The sequence below is a fragment of the Zavarzinella sp. genome, assembly GCA_041399155.1.
Lineage (GTDB): Bacteria > Planctomycetota > Planctomycetia > Gemmatales > Gemmataceae > JAWKTI01.
This window is the reverse complement of record JAWKTI010000004.1, coordinates 204,648-226,856: the sequence shown is the minus strand read 5'-3', so window position 1 is coordinate 226,856 and position 22,209 is coordinate 204,648. Positions and strand designations below refer to the sequence as shown.

General features: G+C 55.3%; 23 protein-coding genes. 14 read left to right on the top strand and 9 right to left on the bottom strand.

The features are described 5' to 3' along the window. Nucleotides 1-344 precede the first annotated feature (344 nt). Together R3B84_18610 and R3B84_18605 are read right to left on the bottom strand one after the other, a co-directional pair. A complete protein-coding gene (locus tag R3B84_18610) occupies nt 345-2,699 on the bottom strand; it encodes a phage/plasmid primase, P4 family (GenBank protein MEZ6142577.1) in 2,355 nt (784 codons plus the stop codon). A gap of 193 nt (nt 2,700-2,892) precedes the next feature. After that, complete coding sequence (locus R3B84_18605; protein ID MEZ6142576.1) at nt 2,893-3,105, bottom strand: hypothetical protein; 213 nt, start codon at nt 3,103-3,105, stop codon at nt 2,893-2,895. A gap of 58 nt (nt 3,106-3,163) precedes the next feature. On the opposite strand from R3B84_18605, the gene R3B84_18600 reads away from it, so the two are divergent. From R3B84_18600 to R3B84_18570, 7 genes are all read left to right on the top strand, one after another. Further along, nucleotides 3,164-3,694, top strand: coding sequence for a hypothetical protein (locus tag R3B84_18600; GenBank protein MEZ6142575.1), 531 nt, complete (start codon nt 3,164-3,166; stop codon nt 3,692-3,694). A gap of 181 nt (nt 3,695-3,875) precedes the next feature. After that, nucleotides 3,876-4,280 (top strand): MerR family transcriptional regulator, encoded by a 405-nt coding sequence (locus tag R3B84_18595; protein ID MEZ6142574.1) that lies wholly within the window; start codon nt 3,876-3,878, stop codon nt 4,278-4,280. 25 nt (nt 4,281-4,305) lie between these two features. Beyond that, complete coding sequence (locus R3B84_18590) at nt 4,306-6,534, top strand: nitric-oxide reductase large subunit (GenBank protein MEZ6142573.1); 2,229 nt, start codon at nt 4,306-4,308, stop codon at nt 6,532-6,534. Then, nucleotides 6,531-6,776, top strand: a complete 246-nt coding sequence (locus R3B84_18585; protein ID MEZ6142572.1) for a DUF542 domain-containing protein — start codon at nt 6,531-6,533, stop codon at nt 6,774-6,776. The genes R3B84_18590 and R3B84_18585 overlap by 4 nt, the downstream gene beginning before the upstream one ends. Before the next feature lie 59 nt (nt 6,777-6,835). After that, complete coding sequence (locus tag R3B84_18580) at nt 6,836-7,951, top strand: efflux RND transporter periplasmic adaptor subunit (GenBank protein MEZ6142571.1); 1,116 nt, start codon at nt 6,836-6,838, stop codon at nt 7,949-7,951. Further along, nucleotides 7,948-9,159, top strand: coding sequence for an ABC transporter permease (locus R3B84_18575; protein ID MEZ6142570.1), 1,212 nt, complete (start codon nt 7,948-7,950; stop codon nt 9,157-9,159). Before R3B84_18580 ends, R3B84_18575 begins: the two co-directional genes overlap by 4 nt. Then, the gene (locus tag R3B84_18570; GenBank protein ID MEZ6142569.1) at nt 9,156-9,893 is read left to right on the top strand and encodes an ABC transporter ATP-binding protein; all 738 of its coding nucleotides are present in this window, start codon (nt 9,156-9,158) and stop codon (nt 9,891-9,893) included. The genes R3B84_18575 and R3B84_18570 overlap by 4 nt, the downstream gene beginning before the upstream one ends. Here the strand turns inward: R3B84_18570 and cynR are convergent. Further along, the gene (cynR, locus tag R3B84_18565) at nt 9,882-10,763 is read right to left on the bottom strand and encodes a transcriptional regulator CynR (protein ID MEZ6142568.1); all 882 of its coding nucleotides are present in this window, start codon (nt 10,761-10,763) and stop codon (nt 9,882-9,884) included. The two genes, R3B84_18570 and cynR, sit on opposite strands and share 12 nt — an antisense overlap. Nucleotides 10,764-10,917: 154 nt before the next feature. On the opposite strand from cynR, the gene R3B84_18560 reads away from it, so the two are divergent. Both R3B84_18560 and R3B84_18555 read left to right on the top strand, forming a co-directional pair. Then, nucleotides 10,918-11,142 (top strand): thioredoxin family protein, encoded by a 225-nt coding sequence (locus R3B84_18560; protein ID MEZ6142567.1) that lies wholly within the window; start codon nt 10,918-10,920, stop codon nt 11,140-11,142. A 104-nt stretch (nt 11,143-11,246) separates the two neighbouring features. Further along, complete coding sequence (locus R3B84_18555; protein MEZ6142566.1) at nt 11,247-11,843, top strand: MOSC domain-containing protein; 597 nt, start codon at nt 11,247-11,249, stop codon at nt 11,841-11,843. Between the two features lie 13 nt (nt 11,844-11,856). Here R3B84_18555 and R3B84_18550 read toward each other — a convergent pair whose 3' ends face one another. Genes R3B84_18550 through R3B84_18525 form a run of 6 tightly spaced genes read right to left on the bottom strand, consistent with a single transcriptional unit; the run spans nt 11,857 to nt 14,303 of the window. Further along, a complete protein-coding gene (locus tag R3B84_18550) occupies nt 11,857-12,204 on the bottom strand; it encodes a DUF488 domain-containing protein (protein MEZ6142565.1) in 348 nt (115 codons plus the stop codon). Continuing rightward, the gene (locus R3B84_18545) at nt 12,201-12,602 is read right to left on the bottom strand and encodes a hypothetical protein (GenBank protein MEZ6142564.1); all 402 of its coding nucleotides are present in this window, start codon (nt 12,600-12,602) and stop codon (nt 12,201-12,203) included. Before R3B84_18545 ends, R3B84_18550 begins: the two co-directional genes overlap by 4 nt. 9 nt (nt 12,603-12,611) lie before the next feature. Beyond that, nucleotides 12,612-13,094, bottom strand: a complete 483-nt coding sequence (locus R3B84_18540; protein MEZ6142563.1) for a cupin domain-containing protein — start codon at nt 13,092-13,094, stop codon at nt 12,612-12,614. Continuing rightward, nucleotides 13,091-13,483 carry a hypothetical protein gene (locus R3B84_18535; GenBank protein MEZ6142562.1) on the bottom strand — a complete coding sequence of 131 codons (393 nt, stop codon included), beginning with the start codon at nt 13,481-13,483 and terminating at the stop codon, nt 13,091-13,093. Before R3B84_18535 ends, R3B84_18540 begins: the two co-directional genes overlap by 4 nt. Next, on the bottom strand, nt 13,480-13,965 hold the full coding sequence (locus tag R3B84_18530; GenBank protein MEZ6142561.1) for an alpha/beta hydrolase: 486 nt from the start codon (nt 13,963-13,965) through the stop codon (nt 13,480-13,482). The genes R3B84_18535 and R3B84_18530 overlap by 4 nt, the downstream gene beginning before the upstream one ends. Beyond that, nucleotides 13,962-14,303 (bottom strand): helix-turn-helix transcriptional regulator, encoded by a 342-nt coding sequence (locus R3B84_18525; GenBank protein MEZ6142560.1) that lies wholly within the window; start codon nt 14,301-14,303, stop codon nt 13,962-13,964. Before R3B84_18525 ends, R3B84_18530 begins: the two co-directional genes overlap by 4 nt. 95 nt (nt 14,304-14,398) lie before the next feature. On the opposite strand from R3B84_18525, the gene R3B84_18520 reads away from it, so the two are divergent. From R3B84_18520 to R3B84_18500, 5 genes are read left to right on the top strand one after another with little or no spacing between them, the layout of a single operon-like run. Then, entirely contained in the window at nt 14,399-15,349 is a 951-nt protein-coding gene (locus R3B84_18520) for a DUF4062 domain-containing protein (protein MEZ6142559.1), read from the top strand. A 41-nt stretch (nt 15,350-15,390) separates the two neighbouring features. Next, nucleotides 15,391-16,911, top strand: a complete 1,521-nt coding sequence (locus R3B84_18515) for a type I restriction-modification system subunit M (protein ID MEZ6142558.1) — start codon at nt 15,391-15,393, stop codon at nt 16,909-16,911. Continuing rightward, the gene (locus tag R3B84_18510) at nt 16,901-18,169 is read left to right on the top strand and encodes a restriction endonuclease subunit S (protein ID MEZ6142557.1); all 1,269 of its coding nucleotides are present in this window, start codon (nt 16,901-16,903) and stop codon (nt 18,167-18,169) included. The genes R3B84_18515 and R3B84_18510 overlap by 11 nt, the downstream gene beginning before the upstream one ends. A gap of 3 nt (nt 18,170-18,172) precedes the next feature. Continuing rightward, nucleotides 18,173-21,388, top strand: a complete 3,216-nt coding sequence (locus R3B84_18505) for a type I restriction endonuclease subunit R (GenBank protein ID MEZ6142556.1) — start codon at nt 18,173-18,175, stop codon at nt 21,386-21,388. Then, nucleotides 21,385-22,134, top strand: a complete 750-nt coding sequence (locus R3B84_18500) for a SprT family zinc-dependent metalloprotease (GenBank protein MEZ6142555.1) — start codon at nt 21,385-21,387, stop codon at nt 22,132-22,134. Before R3B84_18505 ends, R3B84_18500 begins: the two co-directional genes overlap by 4 nt. Nucleotides 22,135-22,209 lie beyond the last annotated feature (75 nt).

The window sequence follows — 22,209 nt, the reverse complement described above, 5'->3', positions numbered from 1 at the left end:
GTGTGAGTGAATCGGAACGACGAACTTGGGGGTGCCTCATCTGTGTTGAAATGGGCGATACAACTTTGGGAACGGGTGCGTTATTAACCGCCCTTGCCTTCTCCACGGCATCAACCCCTACGCCTCCAAGCCAAGTGTCACAGGTGTCACAGGCAAAACAGGGGTTTTGTTTCCATTCAGTATTTTCAATTTCTCCAAACTCAAAAATTGCATAAGAATTAAGGATTTGCCTGTTCCTCCTGTGACACATGAACGCAAGTCCTTGCAAACAAGACAGTTAAGGTGTCACAGGCAAATTGGTTTTGCCTGTGACAGTCCTGTGACAACCTGTGACACTTTGCGGTTCAGACGCCGATGGTGATGCGGTTGAGACGATTTCGGGCATCGGAATTGAGCGTGAGACCGACGTACCAACGATCTCGTCGGCCATCCACTCGTCTTTGCTCGTCCACGATCTTCGGAAGAACGGCCCGCAGCTTCCGGCCAAAGTCGGCGATGCTGCCGGGGACGTGGCCGTTTTCTTCGCACCAGATACGCCAAGCAAGCTGGATTTCCTTCCGCCGCACCGAATGATCTGGCTCAACTTCGCAACACTCGTCCAGAAACGCCTGCATCGGCGAAGACAGGTAGACGAAATCTCGCAGAATCGCCTCACCTGCTGCTGGATTCTCGAATCGCTTATTAACCGTCAACCGCTTGAGGCCAGCCAACGCCCAATTAGTAACACCGGGAATCTCGGCTAATAACCGATCCACCAAGCCCACGTCTTCGTTTCCCTCGTAGCTGTTGAAGTACGGGATCACCAGCAGGCGAGATCGCATGGCGGCAGAAGCATCGGTGAGTCTGGGAAGCTCGTTCATGGCGAGCGTGAACCGAACTTTGAGTGAGACGTTGGCCAGCGCAGCGATGCCTTTGCGATCCACGGTTTGTTCCGAACCACCAGAGATTGCTTTCAATCTTTCCAAAATCAGGGAGGTGTCGCTGTATTTCCCTAGATGTCCTTCATCGATCAGGGCCGACATTTTGCCGATCAACGGTTCTAATCCAAACCGTCCTCCAAGAGCGGCCAGTGAGGTGTTGGCGACGTTGTGTCTGCCCAGCATGGCCGACATCACCGCCAGCGTCGTGCCTTTGCCACTACGAGGTGGCCCAAGCAATAACGCCATTTTGTGGTGGCGATTGTCCGATACAAGGTTGTAGCCGAACCACTGCTGGAGAGTTGAGATTCGCTCGTGGTCGCCGTCAAACACTTGATTCAGAAATGCCAGCCAATGGGGACATTTCGCTGTCTCATCAAATTTGTGAGGAAGGCAGTTTGGAGAAAACCACCGAGGAGTGTGAGGCAGGATTTCCAGCTTTCCCTTGAGCAATCCATCCACATCCAGCAAACCATTCTCGAAAGCGATGATCTGTTCTGGGCCGCCTGACAACCAACAGGGTGCTTCCAGCGAAGACGGTTTGTTGGCGACTGCCTTTAGAGCGTCCATCACGCTGGAAACCACATTGCGAGTTGGTTGAAACGATTGCAGCTTTCCCTTCTTGGAGTAATTGCAGCGAGACAACCACTTCCAGAGACGAGCTTTGATGTCATCGTCACTGACGACCTCGTAGCGTTTGCCCGTCCATTCATGCCATGTCGCCTGATGATGGATCAATGTGCCCTCATCAAAACAATCCCGAAAGAAGTGTCTGGCGATTTCCAGTTGATCTTTGGGATCAATCGTCGGCCCAACCTCGAAGGGTTCGACGACTTCATCGATCCGGGCCTCCAGCTTTCCAAGTTCACGGGGCGCATTCAGCCGGTCGCCGACCTCTCCTCGGTATTCTTGGTGACAGCACCAGTCGATCTTTCTGGCGATCTCTTCTTCCGTCCACGGATACCAGCCACCAGCGTCGTCAAGCTGGTCATGCCGTTGTCCCCACTCGGCGAGTATTGACTGGACATTCCCAGCAGGTAGAGCAAAGCCAAACAGCAGCTTCATCGTCAGGGCTGTACAACGATTGTCTGCTCCGTTGCCTTGCTGAGTGCCGGGGACGGAATCCAGATACCGACGAGCCAATGCCTCACGCTCTTCGACCGCCAGTCCAATTTCGACGATCTGATCGGCATGGCTGTCGTTGCCAATGGAAGTTGGAACGGAAACTGTGGCTTTCTTCGGCTTGCTCTCCGAATGTTCGCATGGCAACCAAGCTGGATCAAACACCGGACACTGCATCAGGAGTTCGAGCGTCCACGGTGTCACCTCTTGGTACAACTTTCCGGTACGGGGATGGATCGAGCCGGGTGACATGATGTAGCCACCATCGGCACGCAGATCGACGTTGTACTGCTTGCCATCAACCCAAGTCTTCTGGCGGTTGCCGAGATACTCCTCGCTGGCTGGCCTGCGGTAGACCCGATGAACACCGCCACTGCCGGTGATCTGCCGCATGGGAGTCTCGGGGCAGTTCTTGGCAACCAGTCGCTCTGCCTCTTTGTCATCGGTGTCCACCACCACGATGCCGGGATTCCTGCTCGACCACGGCGTTAAGCCAGTCAGCAAGGCGAAGTTGAGGTTCTCAGCTTTCCAGAAAGTTTTCCCCTCTTTGGTTGGAAATTTGCCACGCATCCATTCTTTAAGTTCTTCGGGCGTGACTCGCTGAGTTTGGAACGGCTTCCACTCGATGCACGGAGGGTTCTTGCCGTTGACCGGGATCAAGTTGAAATCCATGCCGTACAGTCGGCAGAGGATTTCGGTTCTTTGGGATTTTGTCCTTTCGTCAAGGAGAATTGGTTTCGGATTACTTACATACATTGTGTTCCTTTTTTCCGACTGCTTGGCAGTCGGATCGTTGCAGAAATTGGAATAGATTTGAGAAGCCGTCAGCGACCCTTATCGCTGGCGGTTTTTGTCATTCTGCAAAATCAGCGTATCGCTCACGGAGGTGGCTCAGATCGTCGATTCCGAAGTACAATCGCCTTCGGAGGCGAACCTTTGGCGACGGCACACGACCAGCCCGGATGTCTCGATGAAGCCGAAACACGTCCATTCCGATGAGACGTGCTGCTTCCGAGACATTGAACAGGTTCAAGACGTTTCGTCGTTCGTCTGCCGTTACGACCATGACTCCTCCACACGCAAGATGTTGCTGCCCTTATGTAGTAAGCTGGCCGCAAAATCTGATGCGTTTTTTTTCGGCGAGCATAGATACCCTGATGACCAACTTCGACGAGATCAAATACACCCTGAGACTCTTCGCCACCCACCAGCAGCATCCGACTCAGGTGGACGAGGCCCACGCTGCGCTCAATGGCTTCGGCGATCTCGTAATCGACGGCGTGATTTGGGCGCTTCAACAGGACGACATCGATCTGAAGTTGCTCGCCCTCCAACTGCTCCAAGAACACTACGCCGACGCCAAGCGTGCGTTGCCTGCCGTGCGTGCCCTGATCTCAGCCGACGAGGATCGGCTCGTGCGAGTGACGGCGCTCAACACAGCCAACGTGATGGGCGACACCAGCGCCGCCTTGATGCCGCAACTGTCGCCACGCCTCGAATCCGACGACGACTTCGAGCGACTTTGTGCGGCGGCACTTCTGTGGCGTCTTTGCCGCTCGGAGGATGCGTATGTCGTGCTGCGGAGGGAAGCGGCTCGGGAAGGATCGCCGATGGCAGAAATGGCGATGGGGTATCTAAATGAGGCTGAGGCATGACTTGCGAATAATCTGAATCAAGTTCCCCTTCGAGACGGGGCACCCGTCTCGGCCATCAGCCTCCAAACAGGCCGATGCGAAAAACATTCGGTCCGGTGCTTTTAGCCCACTCGCTTGACTCTGTAGTATAGTCCAGAGTGTAGAATTCTCTGCGGTATTGCTTGTTGCGAGATCACATTCCATGAGTTCAATGAAAATCGGAGAAGTGGCCAAGCTTTCGGGGACCGGCATTGAAACGATTCGGTACTACGAGAAGCAAGGGCTGTTGTTGGAACCGGAGCGAAGACCATCCGGCTATCGCCAATTTGACGAGTCCACGGTGAAGCGGTTGGTCTACATCCGACAGGCCAAAGAACTGGGATTCACGCTGGCGGAAATCCGAGAGCTACTGGAACTGTCTTTCGCTCACTCCGATTGCTCTCACATTCATCTGCGGGCCGAGAGCAAGATCGGAAACATCGAAAACAAGATTCGCAGTCTGCAACAGATGAAACATTCGCTCCAAAAGATCGTGCAGCGGTGCAAGTCAAGCAACTTGTCTGCCGACTGCCCGCTTGTTCACAAGGGCGAACGAGACACTCGATAGACTCAATTTCACGAGGAGGATGGTTATGCGTCGGCTGTGGATTACCTTCACACTCATCATGGTGGCTTCGTTTCTCGTGCTGGGCTGGATTGGTACACGCATCTATCAGGAGATGCCGCCAATTCCAGAACAATTCGTCACGACAGACGGTCAGACACTCATCGGGAGTGGGGACATCACGGCTGGCCAGAACGTGTGGCAGTCGATGGGCGGCATGGAGGTGGGTTCTATCTGGGGGCATGGTAGCTATGTTGCTCCCGACTGGACTGCGGACTGGCTACACCGGGAAGCAGTGTACATTCTCGACCAATGGGCCACGTCGGACCATGACAGCGAGTTCGAGAAACTCGATAACGAGCAGCAGGCCCAACTCGTTGCTCGGCTGACGAAGTTGTTTCACACCAACACTTATGATTCTTCTACCGGCACGGTCACAATCGATCCCATTCGAGTCGAGGCGTTCAATTCCAACCTTGCTCACTACACTGAAGTCTTCTCGGCAGGGAACTCCGACTACGCCATTCCCGCTGGAGCGGTCTCCGACCCGGATCGGCTGCGCAAGCTGTCGGCCTTTTTCTTCTGGTCAGCATGGGCGGCGGGAACCGACCGGCCCAATGACATCAGTACCTACACGAACAACTGGCCTCATGAGCCGTTGATTGGCAATCGCCCTACCGGAGACACCATCGTCTGGACCGGCGTGAGCATTATCATGCTGTTGGCGGGTATCTCGGCGATGGCATGGTGGTACGCCTCGAAGCGTAGTGAAGAAGAGGAGCCAATCCCACCTGAAAGCGACCCCTTGGCGCTGTGGGAAGCCACTCCGTCTCAAAGAGCCACCATCAAATACTTCTGGGTCGTCTCCGCATTGATCCTCGTGCAGATGCTCCTTGGCGTCGTGACGGCCCACTACGGCGTCGAAGGCGACGGCTTCTATGGATTTCCGCTCTCCGACTGGCTGCCTTATAGCGTGTCTCGAACATGGCACATTCAGATGGGACTGTTCTGGATCGCCACAGCGTGGCTGGCAGCCGGATTATTCATCGGGCCGCTCGTTAGTGGCGAGGAACCCAAGGGACAACGACTCGGTGTCAACGTGTTGTTTGGAGCGTTGCTGCTGGTCGTCGTTGGCTCACTGACGGGCGAATGGCTCAGCATCCACAACAAGCTGTCCGACACGGTTTCGTTCTATCTGGGGCATCAAGGTTACGAATATGTTGATCTTGGCAGAGTCTGGCAGATCGCCCTGATGGTCGGACTTTTGCTCTGGCTCGTCCTGATGATTCGAGTGTTGCTCCCGGCTCTGCGAAAGACGGGCGAGGCGAAGCAACTGGTCGCTCTGCTGGCGGTGGCCACGGGTGCCATCGCCCTGTTTTATGGGGCGGGGTTGACATGGGGACAGCACACGCACTTGTCGATGGTCGAATACTGGCGGTGGTGGGTGGTTCACTTGTGGGTAGAAGGGTTCTTTGAAGTCTTTGCCACAACGGTTATCGCTTTTATCTTCATGCGTTTGAATCTGATCCGCCCCGGAGTCGCAGCGGCGGCGGCCTTGTTGTCGGCCACGATTTTTCTCTCGGGCGGAATTATTGGGACTTGCCACCATCTCTACTTCTCGGGGACTCCGACAGTGGCATTGGTCTGGGGGTCAGTGTTCAGTGCGTTGGAAGTGGTCCCACTCGTACTGGTTGGTTTCGACGCCACTGAAGATTTGCGACGGTCCCGGAAGTCGCCGTGGGTTCAACGGTACAAGTGGCCAATTTATTTCTTTGTGTCCGTCGCCTTCTGGAACATGGTGGGAGCAGGGCTGTTCGGGTTCATGATTAACCCGCCCATCGCCTTGTACTACATGCAAGGTCTCAACACGACGCCGCTCCACGGCCATTCCGCCTTGTTCGGAGTGTACGGAATGCTGGGCATCGGACTGATGCTCATTTGCCTGCGTGTATTGATTCCCGGCAAGGAGTGGAAGGACGGCCTGCTGCGGTTCTCATTCTGGTCATTGAACGGCGGCTTGATGGCGATGTGCCTGCTCAGTTTGCTGCCAGTTGGTCTGTTGCAAACGAATGCTTCCGTACAGCACAGCTATTGGTATGCACGCAGTCCAGAATTCATGCAGACCGATCTGATGCAGACATTGCGTTGGATGCGAGTTCCGGGCGACACTGTGTTTTTCTTAGGTGCCGTTGCTCTGGTCCTATTCGTCGCAGGTCTGAAGACCGGGCACTCGTTTAAGAAGGCAAATGAATCATGAGTGCGTGCGATCTCGACACCTCCGTCCCTGACTGGATCATCGAGCATCCTGAAACCCTGACGGTGTTTCTGGACTTCGGCATTGACTATTCGTGTGGCGGAAAGTCGCTCGGATACCTTTGCGATCAGCACGGCTTAGATCAAGAAGTCTTGTTTGCTGCCCTTCTCTCGAAGATTGAGGCTTCTGGCGTCCCACGGGATAACGCACTGAATCACACCGGAGAGGGGGGCCACAATCCATGACGAACAGCGAGACCAGACCACGAATGCTGTTGGGGTGGTTGTGGAAGTGGGGGCGATGGTTGATCGTTCTGGTGATCGCAGGCGGCGTTGTCTATCAACTTCGCTTCGCCCCAATTCCCGTCGTAAGCATCTCTCCCATCCGCCAGACCATCGTTTCCGAGGTGATGGGCACAGGGACGCTGGAGGCCCGTGTTCAGACCACCATCAGCCCGAAAATCGCTGGGAGAATCGGTCAGGTCGTGGTCGATCAGGGGGACGTTGTTAAGCAACATCAGTTGTTGGTCCAACTCGACGATGAGGAACTCCAGCAGCAGGTGGAGATTGCGAAAGCCAATTTGGAAGCGGCTGAGGCGGCATTGGAGCGACTGAAAGCGGACAAGGCCCGGTCTGTGGCCGTCTTCGACCAAGCGCAGACACATCATGGACGTGTGCAAACGCTGCATCAGAAAGGGGCCACAACACGGGAAGAATTGGATCGAGCGGTCGAGTCTCTGGCTGTTGCAACTTCAGATACGACTCGGGCTGAGGCCGCTATCCGTGAAGGTCAGAAAGGACTCCTCGCCGCAGAGAAGACTCTGGAGTATCACAGGGCACGACTGGCGGACACGATCATCAAGGCACCGTTTGACGGACTCGTTGTGGCTCGCCAGCGAGAGGCAGGAGATATCGCTGTTCCCGGCAGTGCCGTGCTGACGCTGATCTCCACCGACGTGTTATGGATTAGCGCTTGGGTCGATGAAACGGAAATGTCAAAGCTGGCAGTCAAGCAGCCTGCTCGAATCGTATTTCGCTCGCAATCAGAGCAGAGTTATCCGGGGACTGTGGTACGGCTTGGAAAGCAGGCCGACCGGGAAACTCGTGAGTTCGTTGTGGATGTCCAAGTCTCCCAGCTTCCTGCGAATTGGGCAATTGGCCAACGGGCCGAAGTCTATATTGAGACACACCGTCAAGACGACGTGCCAACAATCCCTCTGACCGTGTTGTGTCGTCGTGGCACACAGGACGGGGTACATGTCTCAGCAGAGGGAGTTGTTCGCTGGAAGCCGGTCACACTTGGACTGAGGGGACAGGAAGTCGTGGAAGTGCTGGACGGTCTGGCCGACGAGGATATTATCGTCTTGCCTGCAACCGGGGCGGCTACGCCCATTGAGGGACGGAGGGTACAAACCCCATGAATCTCGCCCTCAAAGATATTCGCCACAATCTGGGACGCTTCACCCTGACAACTGTGGGTGTCGGCTTGCTGCTGATGATTGTGATGGGAATGGGCGGCATTTATCGAGGAGTGATCGAAGATGCCACGTTGCTTATTGACCGGGTGGGGGCCGATCTCTGGATTGTCCAGCGCAGTACCAGAGGACCATTCGCCGAGATTTCTCGTGTGCCGCCAAGTCTGGTTCATCGGGTTCAGGCAGTTCCCGGCGTGCATACCGCTCGTGAGTTTGTCTATCACACGGTCCAGCGGGAACGAGCGGGAAAGCCTCTGCGCATCGCCGTGATGGGGCTGAGTTGGCCGACCGACAAAGGAGACTGGCTACCGCTGACAGCAGGGCGTCACCTCGGGCAGAATCATTTTAAAATGATCGCCGACGAGACGTTACGCCTTCCGGTGGGAAGTCAGATCACACTCGGCAAGGAGACCTATCATGTCGTCGGCACAACTAAGAATTTCATCAGTTCCAATGGCGACGGGATCGCCTTTGTTACTGTACAGGATGCGCAGTCCATTCAGTTCGACTCTCCCGGCGAAGGGATACGTCTGGAGCGTGCGGCTCGGGAAGCCAGAGGCGAGTCATTTGAGGCGGCGATTAAGCAGCCCGCACTGCTCGACAACGCAGTCAGGCCGACAGGAGAACTCCCGGCCATTGCCCGCCCACAGTTGAGCGCAGTGATGGTCACGGTTTACCCCGGAACGGATATCGATGATGTGGCTGCCATTATCTCTGGCTGGAGCGATGTCTCGGTGTTTACACGAGACGGCCAACGGGAGTTGTTGCTAAAGGGGTCGGTCGAGAAGATTAAGGCGCAGATTGGACTCTTCCGAGTTCTGCTGACGATCATCGCCGCCATTATCATGGCCCTGATTCTCTATACGCTGACGCTCGACAAGATTCACTCGATTGCCCTGCTCAAACTCATTGGAGCGCCGAACAGCGTCATTCTGGGACTCATTATGCAGCAAGCGTTGCTGCTGGGGGGAATGGGGTTTGGCATTGCCTACCTGCTCGGCCAACGAGTGTTTCCGCTGTTTCCCCGCCGAGTCATCATCACCGAAGGTGATGTCAGTCAATTGGGGCTGATCGTGCTGCTGATATCGGTCGCTTCCAGCGTGCTGGGCATCTGGAAGGCGATGAAAGTGTCTCCGAACGAGGCGCTGTCATGACTCGTACCTCCCCATCAGAACCTGCGTTCCAGCGGTCTGCAACAGATGTTCCTCTGGCCATTCAAACCGAGCATCTGACAAAGGTGTACGGAAGCGGCAATACCGAAGTCATCGCCATGCAGGATGCGTCAATGCGAGTTCGGCGTGGGGAAGTCGTGGCCCTGCTTGGCCCCAGTGGTTCAGGCAAATCGACCTTTCTGACGGCGGTGGGTCTCATCAATCCTCCCACATCGGGGCGAGTCTACATCGGCGGACAACTCGTCCTTGACGGTCCAGAAGCTCGAACAAACCTGCGATCCTTTCGGCGACAGCACATCGGTTTTGTTTTTCAAAAGTCGAACTTGATTCCGTTCCTGTCTGCTGCGGAAAATGTGCGCATTGCGATGGAACTGAACGGTGAATCTCGGCGTGGTGCGACCGAACGCACAATGGAATTGCTCGAATACCTCGGAGTGGCTGACCGAGCCGGGAATCTTCCGTCCATGCTGTCCGGGGGGCAGCAGCAACGGGTCGCAGTCGCACGGGCACTCGCTAATCGCCCCAGCGTCATTCTGGCTGATGAGCCGACAGCGGCCCTCGACAGTCATCGGGGGAGACAGGTGATGGAACTGTTTGCCAAAGTCGCTCACGAGCAACAGGCCGCCGTCATCGTCGTCACCCATGACCACCGTTCACTGGATGTGTTTGACACCCGCTACGAGATGGAAGATGGGCGATTGCTCTCACCGGCGTAACTTGACCTGTTCTTGCAGTTTTTCGACAAAGACATCGACGGCTCGTAGCGGTGCATGTCCCACGGCTCGTAGCAGACAGACCTGACGTGTCGGTGTCGGTTGTTCAAGGCGAAGCACTTTGGCAGTGGACTTCTCCACTCCCAGCTTGGGAAGGATCGTTGCTGGACCCCCAGCTTCCGTGACGGCCACAAGACCTGAAACCGAGTTGAGTTCGACGACGACATGACAGGGAACATCGGCTTGCTGAAACACTCCCTCGATCATGCGCCGAGTACAGTAGGCACGGTTCAACAGGGCCAACGGAACATCTCGAAGCTCTTCAATTCGGACTCGCCTTCGAGCGGCGAGGGGATGGTGTGCATCCACGACCATCACAAACTCTTCGTTGAATATCGGTTGTACAGCGAATTCCCTTCTCACGCTCGGCTCGAACGAAACTCCCAAATCGAGCGTACCTGACAGTACACCCTTCTCAATCTCGTCAGCGGAAAGCTCCTTCACGCTCAGGAAGACGTTGGGAACGTCAGCCACAAACTTCGCCACGACGGGCGGCGTCAAGTAGGCGTTGACCGTCTGCACGACGCCCACAGTCAGGCTTCCTCTCAGCAACTCATCGTACTCGTGCAGGACCGCCTGACCTTCCTCAAGGACGTTCAAAGCACGACGGGCATAGTCTCGGTAGGTCTCGCCTGCTTGAGTGAGTCGAACCCGCCGACCGACTCGTTCGAACAGCGCTATCCCAAGCTCGGCTTCCAAATCCTTGATCTGTTGCGATAGCGTGGGCTGCGAAACCAACAGTTCCTCGGCAGCATTCCTGAAGTGGCAGTTTTCAGCAACTGCCAGAAAATATCTCAAGTGTCGCAGTTCCATGTCACACCCACTGATAGTCTGTGACTATCGAAACGATCAGAAGTAAGTATTGGACGTATCATTCTATCATTCGTATGCTTCCGAGGAACAGTGAATCTTCGTTGCCGACACACGCTTGGCGGATTCATTGGAAAGGCTCTTTGGAGAGATCACAATGTCCAACGCTATCTTCTATCATGCGGGTTGTCCGGTCTGCGTTTCAGCCGAACACACGGTCGCTGACGCTTTGAAAACGCCCGTCGAAAAAGTTCATCTTGGCGAAGCCAAGAGTCGAGTTGCCGAAGCTGAGCGGTTGGGAGTGAAGTCTGTCCCGGCTCTGGTGATTGATGGACAGGTCTTTCACATCAATCACGGTGCCGATCTCTCGGTGCTTAAGTAATCATGCAGCCAACGGTCGAATCGATTCAGGTTGGTCGCCCTCAGCATTTCGCCTCTGAGGGCGACCCCTTCAAGCCGTGGTCATCGGCCATCATCAAGGAGTCTGTGTCCGGCACTGTGTGGCTTGGAGCGACCACCCTCGATGGGGACGAGCAATCCGATCTGATTCATCACGGTGGACCAGACAAAGCAGTGTTGGCCTATTCTGCCGAGCATTATCCCGGTTGGCGGCAGTCGATGAATAATCCGTTGCTGCCCTTCGGAGCCTTCGGCGAGAACTTCACCGTAGCCGGACTGACCGAAGCCGATGTGTGCATCGGCGATACATGGCAGGTGGGCGGCGAGGCAGTCGTCCAAGTTTCGCAACCTCGCCAACCGTGCTGGAAGCTGTCTCGCCGGTGGCGAATCAAGTCGCTTGCCTTGGACGTGCAGCAGACCGGGCGAACCGGCTGGTACTTTCGAGTGCTGACTGAAGGGATGGTTGCTGGCGGAATGAGTCTGACTCTGCGAGAACGACCGTATCCCGACTGGACCATTGAGCGAGCGAATCGGGTGATGCACGCTGAGAAGTCCGACATCGCTGCTGCGTTGGAACTGGGGGCGATCCCGCTGCTCTCCCAGAACTGGCGAACAACACTCACTCGTCGGGCCAACAAGCAGGAGCCTGATCCACAGAATCGGCTGATCGGCGAGAACGAGTGAGCTTGGGCATGGCTCACGTCTTTTTTTCGAGATATTCCTTCAACGCCACTGCACTGTTCCGTTCCTCATCGCTGGCGGCGAAGACGAATGTGACGGTTCCTTCCGTTGTTCGGTGCTTGAGCAGCATCAGCAGATCACCTTTCTCTCCCAGTTCCGACCAGTAGCGTTTGCGAAACTCGTCCCATTTCTCCGGGTCGTGGCCGTACCACTTTCGCAGTTCGGTGCTGGGGGTAAGGTCTTTCAGCCAGAGATCGACCGCAGCCTTCTCTTTGCTCACGCCCCTCGGCCACAACCGCTCGACGAGGATGCGCATTCCGTCCTGCTTGGAAGGTTCATCGTAGGCACGCTTGAGGCGGATCATGCTTGGCTTCCTTCCAGCACCACCTTCAAGGTTTGCAGATCGGCTTTGACCATCCCGGCGTCTTCGGCAAACTGCTCGTCCGACATGCCGGGAAGCTGAAACAACGTGAACATCACCTCGCTTCCGATGTCGTTGACGACGACTCGCACGGGGTTCAGAATCGATTGGCCGTCAGGCAAAGTGACGACGTGATTGAGAACTCCGTAGTCGTTGACGGCAACGTAGCGAATCCCAACCCAGCCGGTGGGCGTCTCCATCTGCCATTCGTCACCGGACTTCCGAACCGACATGCAAAACGACAGCACCCATTTCGGCAGGTTCTCTGGGTTCGAGGCGAACTCGAAGACCGTTGCCGGTGGCTTATTGATCGAGCAGGTGATCGTTCGGGAGTTCAGCATGGCTGGCCTCTAATGATGCGGGACTTTGATTTCGACGCCATATCGGGGCGCAGCTTCAAGCAACTTCTTGATGTCGGCCTGACTTGGCGGTGGTGCGGCCTCTGCGTCGTCGGCGAGCGGCTGTCCCACCTCGAAGAACATCTTTTCCAGTCCGGCTGGCGCTACCGAGATCAGCAATCGAGCCGTCTTGTTGCTTTCATTCTTGAAGCAGTGCAGGCTGCCGACCGGCATGTTCAGGAACGTTCCTTCGCCAGCGACCAAACGGTCTTCCCCAAGCTGAAAGGTCATCTCACCTTCGAGGACGAGAAACGACTCTTCTTCCCGGCTGTGGATATGTGGCGGAGGGCCACTGCCGGGAGGCACAATGGCCTCGAATGTGGCGTACTTGCCGTTCGTCTCGTCCCCTGTGGCGAGGAAGCGGTACACGTCACCGACAACGCCGATCCTTCGGCCTTCGTTCGATTTGCGGATGGTTGCTGGGTGGTTCATCATTCCCTTCCGAGGTTGTCGTAGCAATCCAGTAGCTTGCGACCGACATCAGGCGGAACGCCGAGAACTGCCAAGTCCTCGACGCCGGTGGAAATCGAGATCAGGGCTGCAAGCAACTTCTTTTCGTCTTGGTCGGGCAGCAGTTCATCACCGAGGTACTGCTCGTGGTAGGCAATCCATGCAGCGGTGATGCTGCACCAGATGGCGATTTCATCAGCGGGGTTCGCATCCCGCATAAAACTAATCTCAAATTGCTCCAGCGAGTTGCTGACATAATTGCCGATCACGTCGTAGACCGCCCGAATCTGTTCGAGCATTTCAGGTGAGATCGATTCGTTGCGGATCGGCCCCGGACGCAGGTTCTTGGGATCGATTGGTTCAGGATCAGTCATGACTCGATCTTACCTTTCTGCGCTACCAGCCGCTCACACGCCTCCAGCATCGTCTTCAGTGGTTCAGGATCGGCAAGGCGGTGATCGTCGCCGACTTCAATGAGCGTCTCGGGCGGGAGACCGCTGTTGTTCGTGAGTTCCTCGGAGTCGCTGAATGGGATAACGTCGTCGTGGCGTGAGTGCAGGACGACCGAGTTCGGCTTGAGTTTCTTGACCTTTCCCCAGTTTTTCCAAGCTGGACAGAGCAGAACAAGCGGCGTGTCGCCGCTGTTGATATTCATGGCGACCGCCCCACCACGAGATGACCCTACGATTACGTCCGGTTGGTGCTGGTCGTACTGGGTTTGGGCCGTGCGTACTGCGGCGTCAAAGTCGTCGTCATCAAGGGCAGGATTCAGCACGTCGTGGCCTGCCTCTCGAAGAAAGGCCGGTTTCACGCCACCGACGACGCTGTGCCAGCCATGCAGGAAGAGGATTTTCACGAAGACCCCACCTTCTTTCGAGCAAGCTGTTTCGCCAGTTGCTCCAATGCGGAGTCGTCAAGATTGGCCACGGCATGGAACACGTCGGGGTGTTCGCAGATTCGCTGGCGCAGTGCGGCGGGCACACGGTCGGTCAGAAGCAGCAACTCGTCTTCACTCGCATCGAGGGCCTTCGCCAGCTTCAGAACGAACGCCTCGGACGGATAGTCGCCTGCATTGAGTCGCTCGTTTTCGACCTTCGAGATGTACGAGAGGCTGACATCGAGACGCACGGCGAGCTTCTGCTGCGTCAGCCCTTTCTCTTTTCGAAGTTCACGAACTCGTTCGCCGAACTGCATCGCTTCGCCTTGTACCTCGATTGCCGAAACGCCCCATTCACTGTATTGTAGTGGTACAGTTTGGTCAACTCGCCCGAAATTACGGAGTGAAGTGAATGGCAGCAGAAAGCGGTCGCCTCAGGGTATTCATCAGTTCGACCTGCTTCGATCTTCGTGATCTTCGGGCGGAGTTACGTCTCTTCCTCGAAGACAACGGCATGAGTGTGGCCTTGTCAGAAGACCCAAATTCGCCATTCATCGTTGACCCCCTAGAAGACTCGATTGAATCCTGCCTTGATAACGTATCTGCATCCGATGCCGTTGTTTGCATCATCGACAGGAGATATGGCGGAGTCATCAATACTGGTGAACATGAAGGCCTGTCAGCAACCCATGCCGAGATTCGCCGTGCAAGAGACAACCAGATTCCCATGTTCTTCTTTCTTAGAAATTACGCATGGCAGGACTACGAACAGCTAAGGAAAAACGATTCATACAGCCCAAATTGGATGAAGGAGAAGGGCGAGCGGAAGCAGAAGTGGTTCGATATGGTCAAAGAGTGTTCCAAGTTGCCAACTCACGGCTCTATGTCGAACTGGTGCGATCAATTTCAGTCAAGCGTTGATCTGAAGCTACTAGTGGTGAAGAGGCTTCTTGATTGCTTCCCGCAATATACTGGAGCATCAGCGCTCCAACCCGATCATCTCGTTCGTATTCACTTTGTGATGAAAGAAAGCGGAATCGATGGCAAGGTGAAGGGCCACTTCAGAAATGTTGGAGTCGGGCCAGCACTCGACATCTACCACGGCTTCAGGATAGGCGAAACGGCACGACTTGTTGAGACAAGAGGCGCATTGGGAGAGAGCGAGAACATCAAGTCCAAGAAAGGCAAGGAATACTGCTACGACATACCGCCGAACGAAGCTCCTGTCTTGTTCTGCGAATACAACAACCGATTTGGCGAAAGGTATCGAGTCGAAGTATTGCTCGCTTGGTCGGAAGAGGGATACATCACCAGCGGCGAAGAGAAGTTTTTCCCATTAGCTCCCGCAGAACGAATTGTTTAGCGGTGCTGTCTGGGAGAGACGGCAATAGATCAGGAAACAGCATGGCAAACGGAAACGGCAAACAATCCGCAACGGTTTCTCAAGACGAGATCAACGGCATTCTCTGGAGGGCGTGCGATACGTTTCGGGGGGCGGTCGATCCTTCGGAGTACAAGAACTACATCCTCGTGATGTTGTTCGTGAAGTACATCTCCGATGTCTGGCAAGATCACTACGACACGCTCAAGGAGGAATACGGCGACGACGAGGAGCGGATTCAGCGGCGGCTGAAGCGGGAACGGTTCGTGCTGCCTGCACATTGCACGTTCACGTCCTTGTACGAACAACGAAACGAAGCCAACATCGGTGAGATCATCAACACGGCTCTGGATGAAATCGAAGACTCGAACAAGGAGAAGCTCGAAGGCGTCTTCCGCAACATCGACTTCAACTCGGAAGCCAGCCTCGGTCAGACGAAAGAGCGGAACAACCGTCTGAAGTCCTTACTGGAAGACTTCAGCGATCCCCGTCTCGATCTGCGGCCCAGCCGGGTCGGGAACATGGATGTCATCGGCAATGCTTACGAGTATCTCATCGGCAAGTTCGCCGCCAATGCCGGGAAGAAAGCCGGTGAGTTTTACACGCCTCCCGAGGTCTCGCAACTGATTGCTCGACTGGTCGATCCTCAACCGGGGGAACGCATCTGCGATCCGGCCTGTGGTTCAGGATCACTGCTCATCAAGTGCGGCCAACAAGTGGGCACGAGGGACTTTTCGTTGTGGGGGCAGGAGAACATCGGGGCGACATGGGCGCTCGCCAAGATGAACATGTTCCTCCATGGGATGGACAATGCTCGGATTGAGTGGGGCGACACGATCCGCAACCCCAAGTTGCTCTCCGATGACAAGCTGATGAAGTTCGAAGTGGTCGTCGCCAATCCACCGTTCTCACTCGACAAGTGGGGGCAGGAAGAAGCGGGTGCCGATCACCACGACCGTTTCCATCGTGGCATCCCACCCAAAAGTAAAGGCGACTTCGCCTTCATCTCGCACATGGTCGAAACGATTACCGAGACCAGTGGACGAGTGGGTGTCGTTGTCCCCCACGGTGTGCTATTCCGGGGATCGAGCGAAGGAAAGATTCGGAAGCAACTGATCGAAGAGAACCTGCTCGACGCTGTGGTGGGGCTTCCGGCGAACCTGTTCTACGGCACTGGCATTCCTGCGGCCATTCTGGTCTTCCGTAAGCAGAAGCCTGACAAGACCGTCTTGTTCATTGATGCCAGCCGGGAATACGACGACGCCAAAACCCAGAACCGACTGGGCGAAGAACACATCGAGAAGATCATCGCCACCTACACGGCACGGGAGAACGTGGACAAATACGCCTACGTTGCCGACTTCGATGAGATCAAAGAAAACGACTTCAATCTGAACATTCCCCGTTATGTGGACACGTTCGAGGAGGAAGAGGAGATCGACGTTCAGGCAGTGCAGGAAGAGATTGATTCTCTTGATGCCGAGTTAGCCCAAGTCCAAGAGCAGATGCACGGGTATCTGAAGGAGTTGGGTCATGCGCCTTGAACGTCGAGAAGTGTTACGCCATCTACCGCACCCGGTGGCTGAATCTTTCGCTGGGACGCCATCAGACTGGGATATTTGCAGCCTCGATTCGCTTGTCGAAAGTGATTCTCCCATCTGCTACGGAATTCTTATGCCGGGCGAAGACCAGCCTAATGGCGTACCCGTAGTCAAGGTGAAGAACTTCGACAACGGGAAGATCGACATATCCTCTTTGCTGCGGACGACGCCGGAAATCGACAAAGAGTTTCGCCGCTCAAGGCTCCGTTGTGGCGACGTATTGCTCTCGATTCGAGGTTCTGTTGGTCAAGTTGCGATTGCATGTGAAGAGTTAGAAGAGGCAAATATCACTCAAGATACTGCTCGCATCCGACTCAACGGGGAGTGTGACCATCGATTCGTTTTCTTCGCATTGCAGTGCGGTCTCCTGCAAAGGCAGATTGATCTCAACACGATTGGGCAAGCTGTCAAAGGCATAAATATCGGAGAGGTTCGCCGTTTGGCTTTGCCATTCCCACCCCTCCCCGAACAACGAGAGATTGCCGCCATTCTTTCGACGTGGGATCGGGCGATTGAATTGAACGAGAAGCTGATCGCCGCCAAGCAGAGACGAAAACATGCACTCATGCAACAGCTTCTCACCGGCAAGGTGCGATTGCCGGGGTTTGAGAAGAGTGTTTGGAAGAACTGCCACCTTAGCGATGTGGCAAAGAACTCCACACGTCGCAATGTGACATCTCCCGATCAAGCGACTGTCTACTCGGTCACGAACAGTGTCGGCATGATCCCAATGGATGAAGGAGTGATCGGCGAGAACATCGAGCGTTACAAGACCGTCAGCCACTTCGACTTCGCCTACAACCCGATGAGGATTAACGTCGGCTCAATCGCCATGTGGGATGGGAAAGAGGATGTTCTCGTCAGCCCTGATTACGTTGTGTTCCGATGTGGCCCGAAACTAGACGCACAGTTCTTGGAACAGTTTCGGCAGACGCATTATTGGCGTCACTTTGTGACTCGTGCAGGTGGTGGTAGCGTGCGTGTGCGAATCTATTTCAACGATCTCGCAGCGATGAAGTTGAACCTTCCGTCACTAGAGGAGCAAAAGGCCATCGCCGCAGTGTTGAATGCTCAAGACAAAGAACTGCAACTGATCGAAAGAAGGCTAAATGCCTTGAAGCAGCAAAAGAAAGGTCTGATGCAGCAACTTCTCACCGGCAAAGCCCGGGTCAATGTGGACGCCGAAACGGTGAAGGGGTGACGCATGGCGGTCTCGGAGTTCCTCGAAGATTTGGTCTCGCACCTGCCTGCGTTACAGCTTTTGCAACAGGTGGGCTACCACTACATCACACCGACCGAGGCGATTGAACTTCGAGGTGGTAAACGCAACCGGGTCGTGTTGGAATCGATTCTGCTCGACCAACTTCGCAAGCTGAACCAGATCACGTTCAAGGGACAAACCCACGACTTCACTGAGACGAACCTCAAGAATGCCGTCGATGCCCTGACGAACATTCCCTTTGATGGTTTGGTGAAAACCAACGAGCAGGTGTTCGACCTGCTGACGCTGGGCAAGGCTCAGGAGCAGACCATCGACGGGAACAAGCGGAGCTACACGCTTCAGTACATCGATTGGGAACACCCGGAGAACAACGTTTACCACATCGCCGACGAGTTCGAGGTGGAGCGGACAGCCTCCCACGAACTGCGGCGACCGGACATCGTGCTGTTCGTCAACGGCATTCCCTTGGCCGTGATCGAGTGCAAACGCCCCGACGAACACGATGCCGTCGAAGTGGGAATCAGCCAGCACCTTCGCAATCAACGGCAGGACGAGATTCCCGGCCTGTTCATCTACTCGCAGTTGCTCGGGTCGATCTGCCAAAACGCAGGCAAGTACGCCACAGCCGGGACGCCGAGGAAGTTCTGGTCGGCATGGAGAGAGGAACACGCTGACGACCTCGACGTGAAGCTGGCCAAACTCATCAACACGCCACTCTCGCAGAAACAGCTTGAACGCTTGTTCGAAAGCCGGAAGCCGTGGATCGTCGCCAAGATAAAAGAACTGTTGGCTTCAGGACAACGACTTCCTTCGCCGCAAGACCGCTTGCTCTATTGCCTGTTCCGGCCCGAGCGTGTGCTGGAGATGGCGTATCGGTACATCGTCTTCGACAAGAACCAAAAGAAGATCGCCCGCTACCAGCAGTATTTCGCCATCGGTGAAACACTGGCGAGAGTCACGAAGGCGAAGGGGGATGAACAACGACCGGGTGGGGTGATCTGGCACACGACCGGCAGCGGCAAAAGTTTGACGATGGTGATGTTGGCCAAGGCGTTGTCGCTTGAGCCGTCGATCAAGAATCCAAAAGTTGTGATCGTCACGGATCGGGTCGATCTCGACCGGCAAATCTGGAAGACGTTTCTGGCCTGTCGAAAGTCCGTCGAGCGAGCAGGCAGCGGCAGACACCTCGTGGAGTTAGTGTCGCAGGCCAAGGCCGACATCATCACGACGATCATCGACAAGTTCGAGTCGGCGGCTTCGACCCACGAGTTGCGTGATGAAGGCAGCAACGTCTTCGTGCTGGTCGATGAAAGCCATCGCAGTCAGTACGGGTTGGCCCATGCGAAAATGAAGCAGGTGTTCCCCAATGCGTGCTACATCGGCTTCACCGGAACGCCGCTGTTGAAGAAGGAGAAGAGTACGGCCACGAAGTTTGGCGGCTTCATCCACAGCTATCCGATGCGGCAGGCCGTCGAAGATAAGGCTGTCACGCCGATCCTGTACGAAGGTCGGATGTCTGAACTGCACGGCGACCAGAAGGCCATCGACAAGTGGTTCGACCGCATCACCAAGGACTTGTCCGCAGAACAGAAGGTCGATCTCAAGAAGAAGTTTCGCCGGGAAGAGGAACTGACGAAGACTTCCGAGCGGCTGTACGAGATCGCTTTCGATTTGGTGACGCACTTTTGCGAGAACTTCAAAGGCACGAAGTTCAAGGGCCAGTTCGCCGTCAGCAGCAAGGCAATGGCCTTGAAGTACCACCAGTTGTTCGAGGAGATCGGCAAGGAGTACCCGGAGCGTAAGGTCTCGTCTCGTGTGATTATCTCACCGCCCGACACTCGGGAGGACAACGAGACGATTGACGAAGAGGACATGCCGGAAATCCAGAAGTTCTGGAAGCAGATGATGGAGGAGTTCGGTTCGGAGAAGAAGTACCTCGAACGAACCATCGATGATTTCGAGAAGAAGCCGACGCCCGAAATCATCATCTGCGTGGACAAACTGCTCACCGGATTTGACGCCCCCTGCAACACCGTTCTGTACATCGATAAGCGGCTGCGTGACCACAACATCCTGCAAGCCATCGCTCGGGTGAACCGGCTCTTCGACGGCAAGGATTTCGGCTTGGTCGTCGATTACCGAGGCATCTTCGGGGCACTCGATGAGGCGGTGAAGAAGTATGACGCCTTGAGTGGCTTCGATGAGGAAGACCTCGAAGGGACGTTCACGGCGGTTGAGGAAGAGATCGCCAAGCTCAAAGAGCGGCACACCAACGTCTGGGCTGTCTTCAAAGGCGTGCAGAACAAGCAGGACTTGGAAGCCATGCAGCAGCATCTTCGCCCCGAAGATGTCAGGCAGGACTTCTACGACGCCTTGAACGACTTCTCGAAGACGCTGCAACTGGCGATGTCGTCCGCCAAGTTCCACGAAGATACGCCACAAGAGACGATTCAGCGTTACGTCGATGACATGAAGTATTTCCGCAACCTTCGGGCTGCGGTCAAGCAACGATACAACGAGGCGGTCGATTACAAGGAGTACGAAGACCAGATTCGGAACATGGTTGACAAGTACATCGGTGCTGACGAGGTGAAGCAGATCGTTGAGCCGGTCAACATCTTCGAAGTCGAGAATCTGGACGAGGAACTCGAAGGGATCGAAGGCACGGCGGCAAAGGCGGACTTCATCGCTTCACGGGTCAAAAAGACCTGCGTGGAGAAGATGGAGGAAGACCCCGTTCTTTACCAGAAGCTCTCCGAAGTTATCGACGAAGCGATTCAGGCTTATCTCGAAAAGCGTCTGAGCGAGGAAGAGTACCTTCAGAAGATGTTCGAGGCTTGGAAGGAGGCCAAGGAGCAGGGTTCTTCCAAAGTGCCTGCGGAACTGCGCACCGATCCAGAAGCCAAGGCTTTCTTTCGGCTGTTGCAGGAGGGATTCGAGAAGGTTGTCTCCGAGGAACGGGACGACATAGCGGGGATCGCCGCCGAAACAGCGTTGAAAGCCAAACGGATCATCGACGAGAAGAAAATTCGGGACTGGGTGGACAACCGAGACGTTGAGAACGCCATGATTAACGATCTCGACGACCTGATGTTCGCCGCCAAGGGCCGTTACGACTTGGCCCTGACGGGCGAAGACATCGACGAGATGCTCGAAGGGATCATGCGGGTCGCCAAGCGAAGGGAGACCCAACAGTGAGCAATCTCCAAGGAACACCGAAACAGAATGGCCACGCTCGCCAACTGGCGATCCAGTACGGTCGGAAGCAAATCGAATTCCAACTTTTGTATTCGGATCGCAAGACCCTCGCCATCGACGTCCATCCTGACTTGTCCGTTGTTGTGACTGCTCCCAAAGACGCCGAGGACGAGGCGGTTGAGGAGAGGATGCACAAGCGGGCGTCTTGGATCGTGCAACAGCAACGTTTCTTCGAGAACTATCTTCCGGCCATCCCACCCCGGCGATACGTCAGTGGCGAATCGCACCGATACCTCGGACGGCAGTACCGCCTTCGTGTTCACGAAGGCGATGAAGAAGCAGTCAAAATGGCCCGAGGGCAGATCAACGTATATCTAACCGACACAGCACAGAAGGGCCGCATCAAGACCCTCGTGGTTGGTTGGTTTCGCCAGCGTGCTGAGGTCATCTTCCAAGAGCAATTTGACGCAATGGTGTCCAAAGCCAGTCGGCACGGGATCGAAGCGGAGAGCTTCGAGATTCGCCGCATGAAGAATCGCTGGGGTAGTTGTACGAAGGAAGGACGCATCCTGCTTAATCCTGATCTCATCATCGCCCCCAAAATGTGCATTGACTATGTGATCGCCCACGAACTCTGCCACCTTCAGGAACACAACCACGGCCCACGGTTCTACCGTTTGCTGAACACGCTCATGCCTGATTGGGAACAGAGACGAGAGCGGTTGAATGAGTGTGTAGTCGGATGACGCTACCTAAATCCATTTGGAAACACAGAATGAGTTTCGTCACCGAGGGAAACGAAATTGCGAGCCAACGATTGA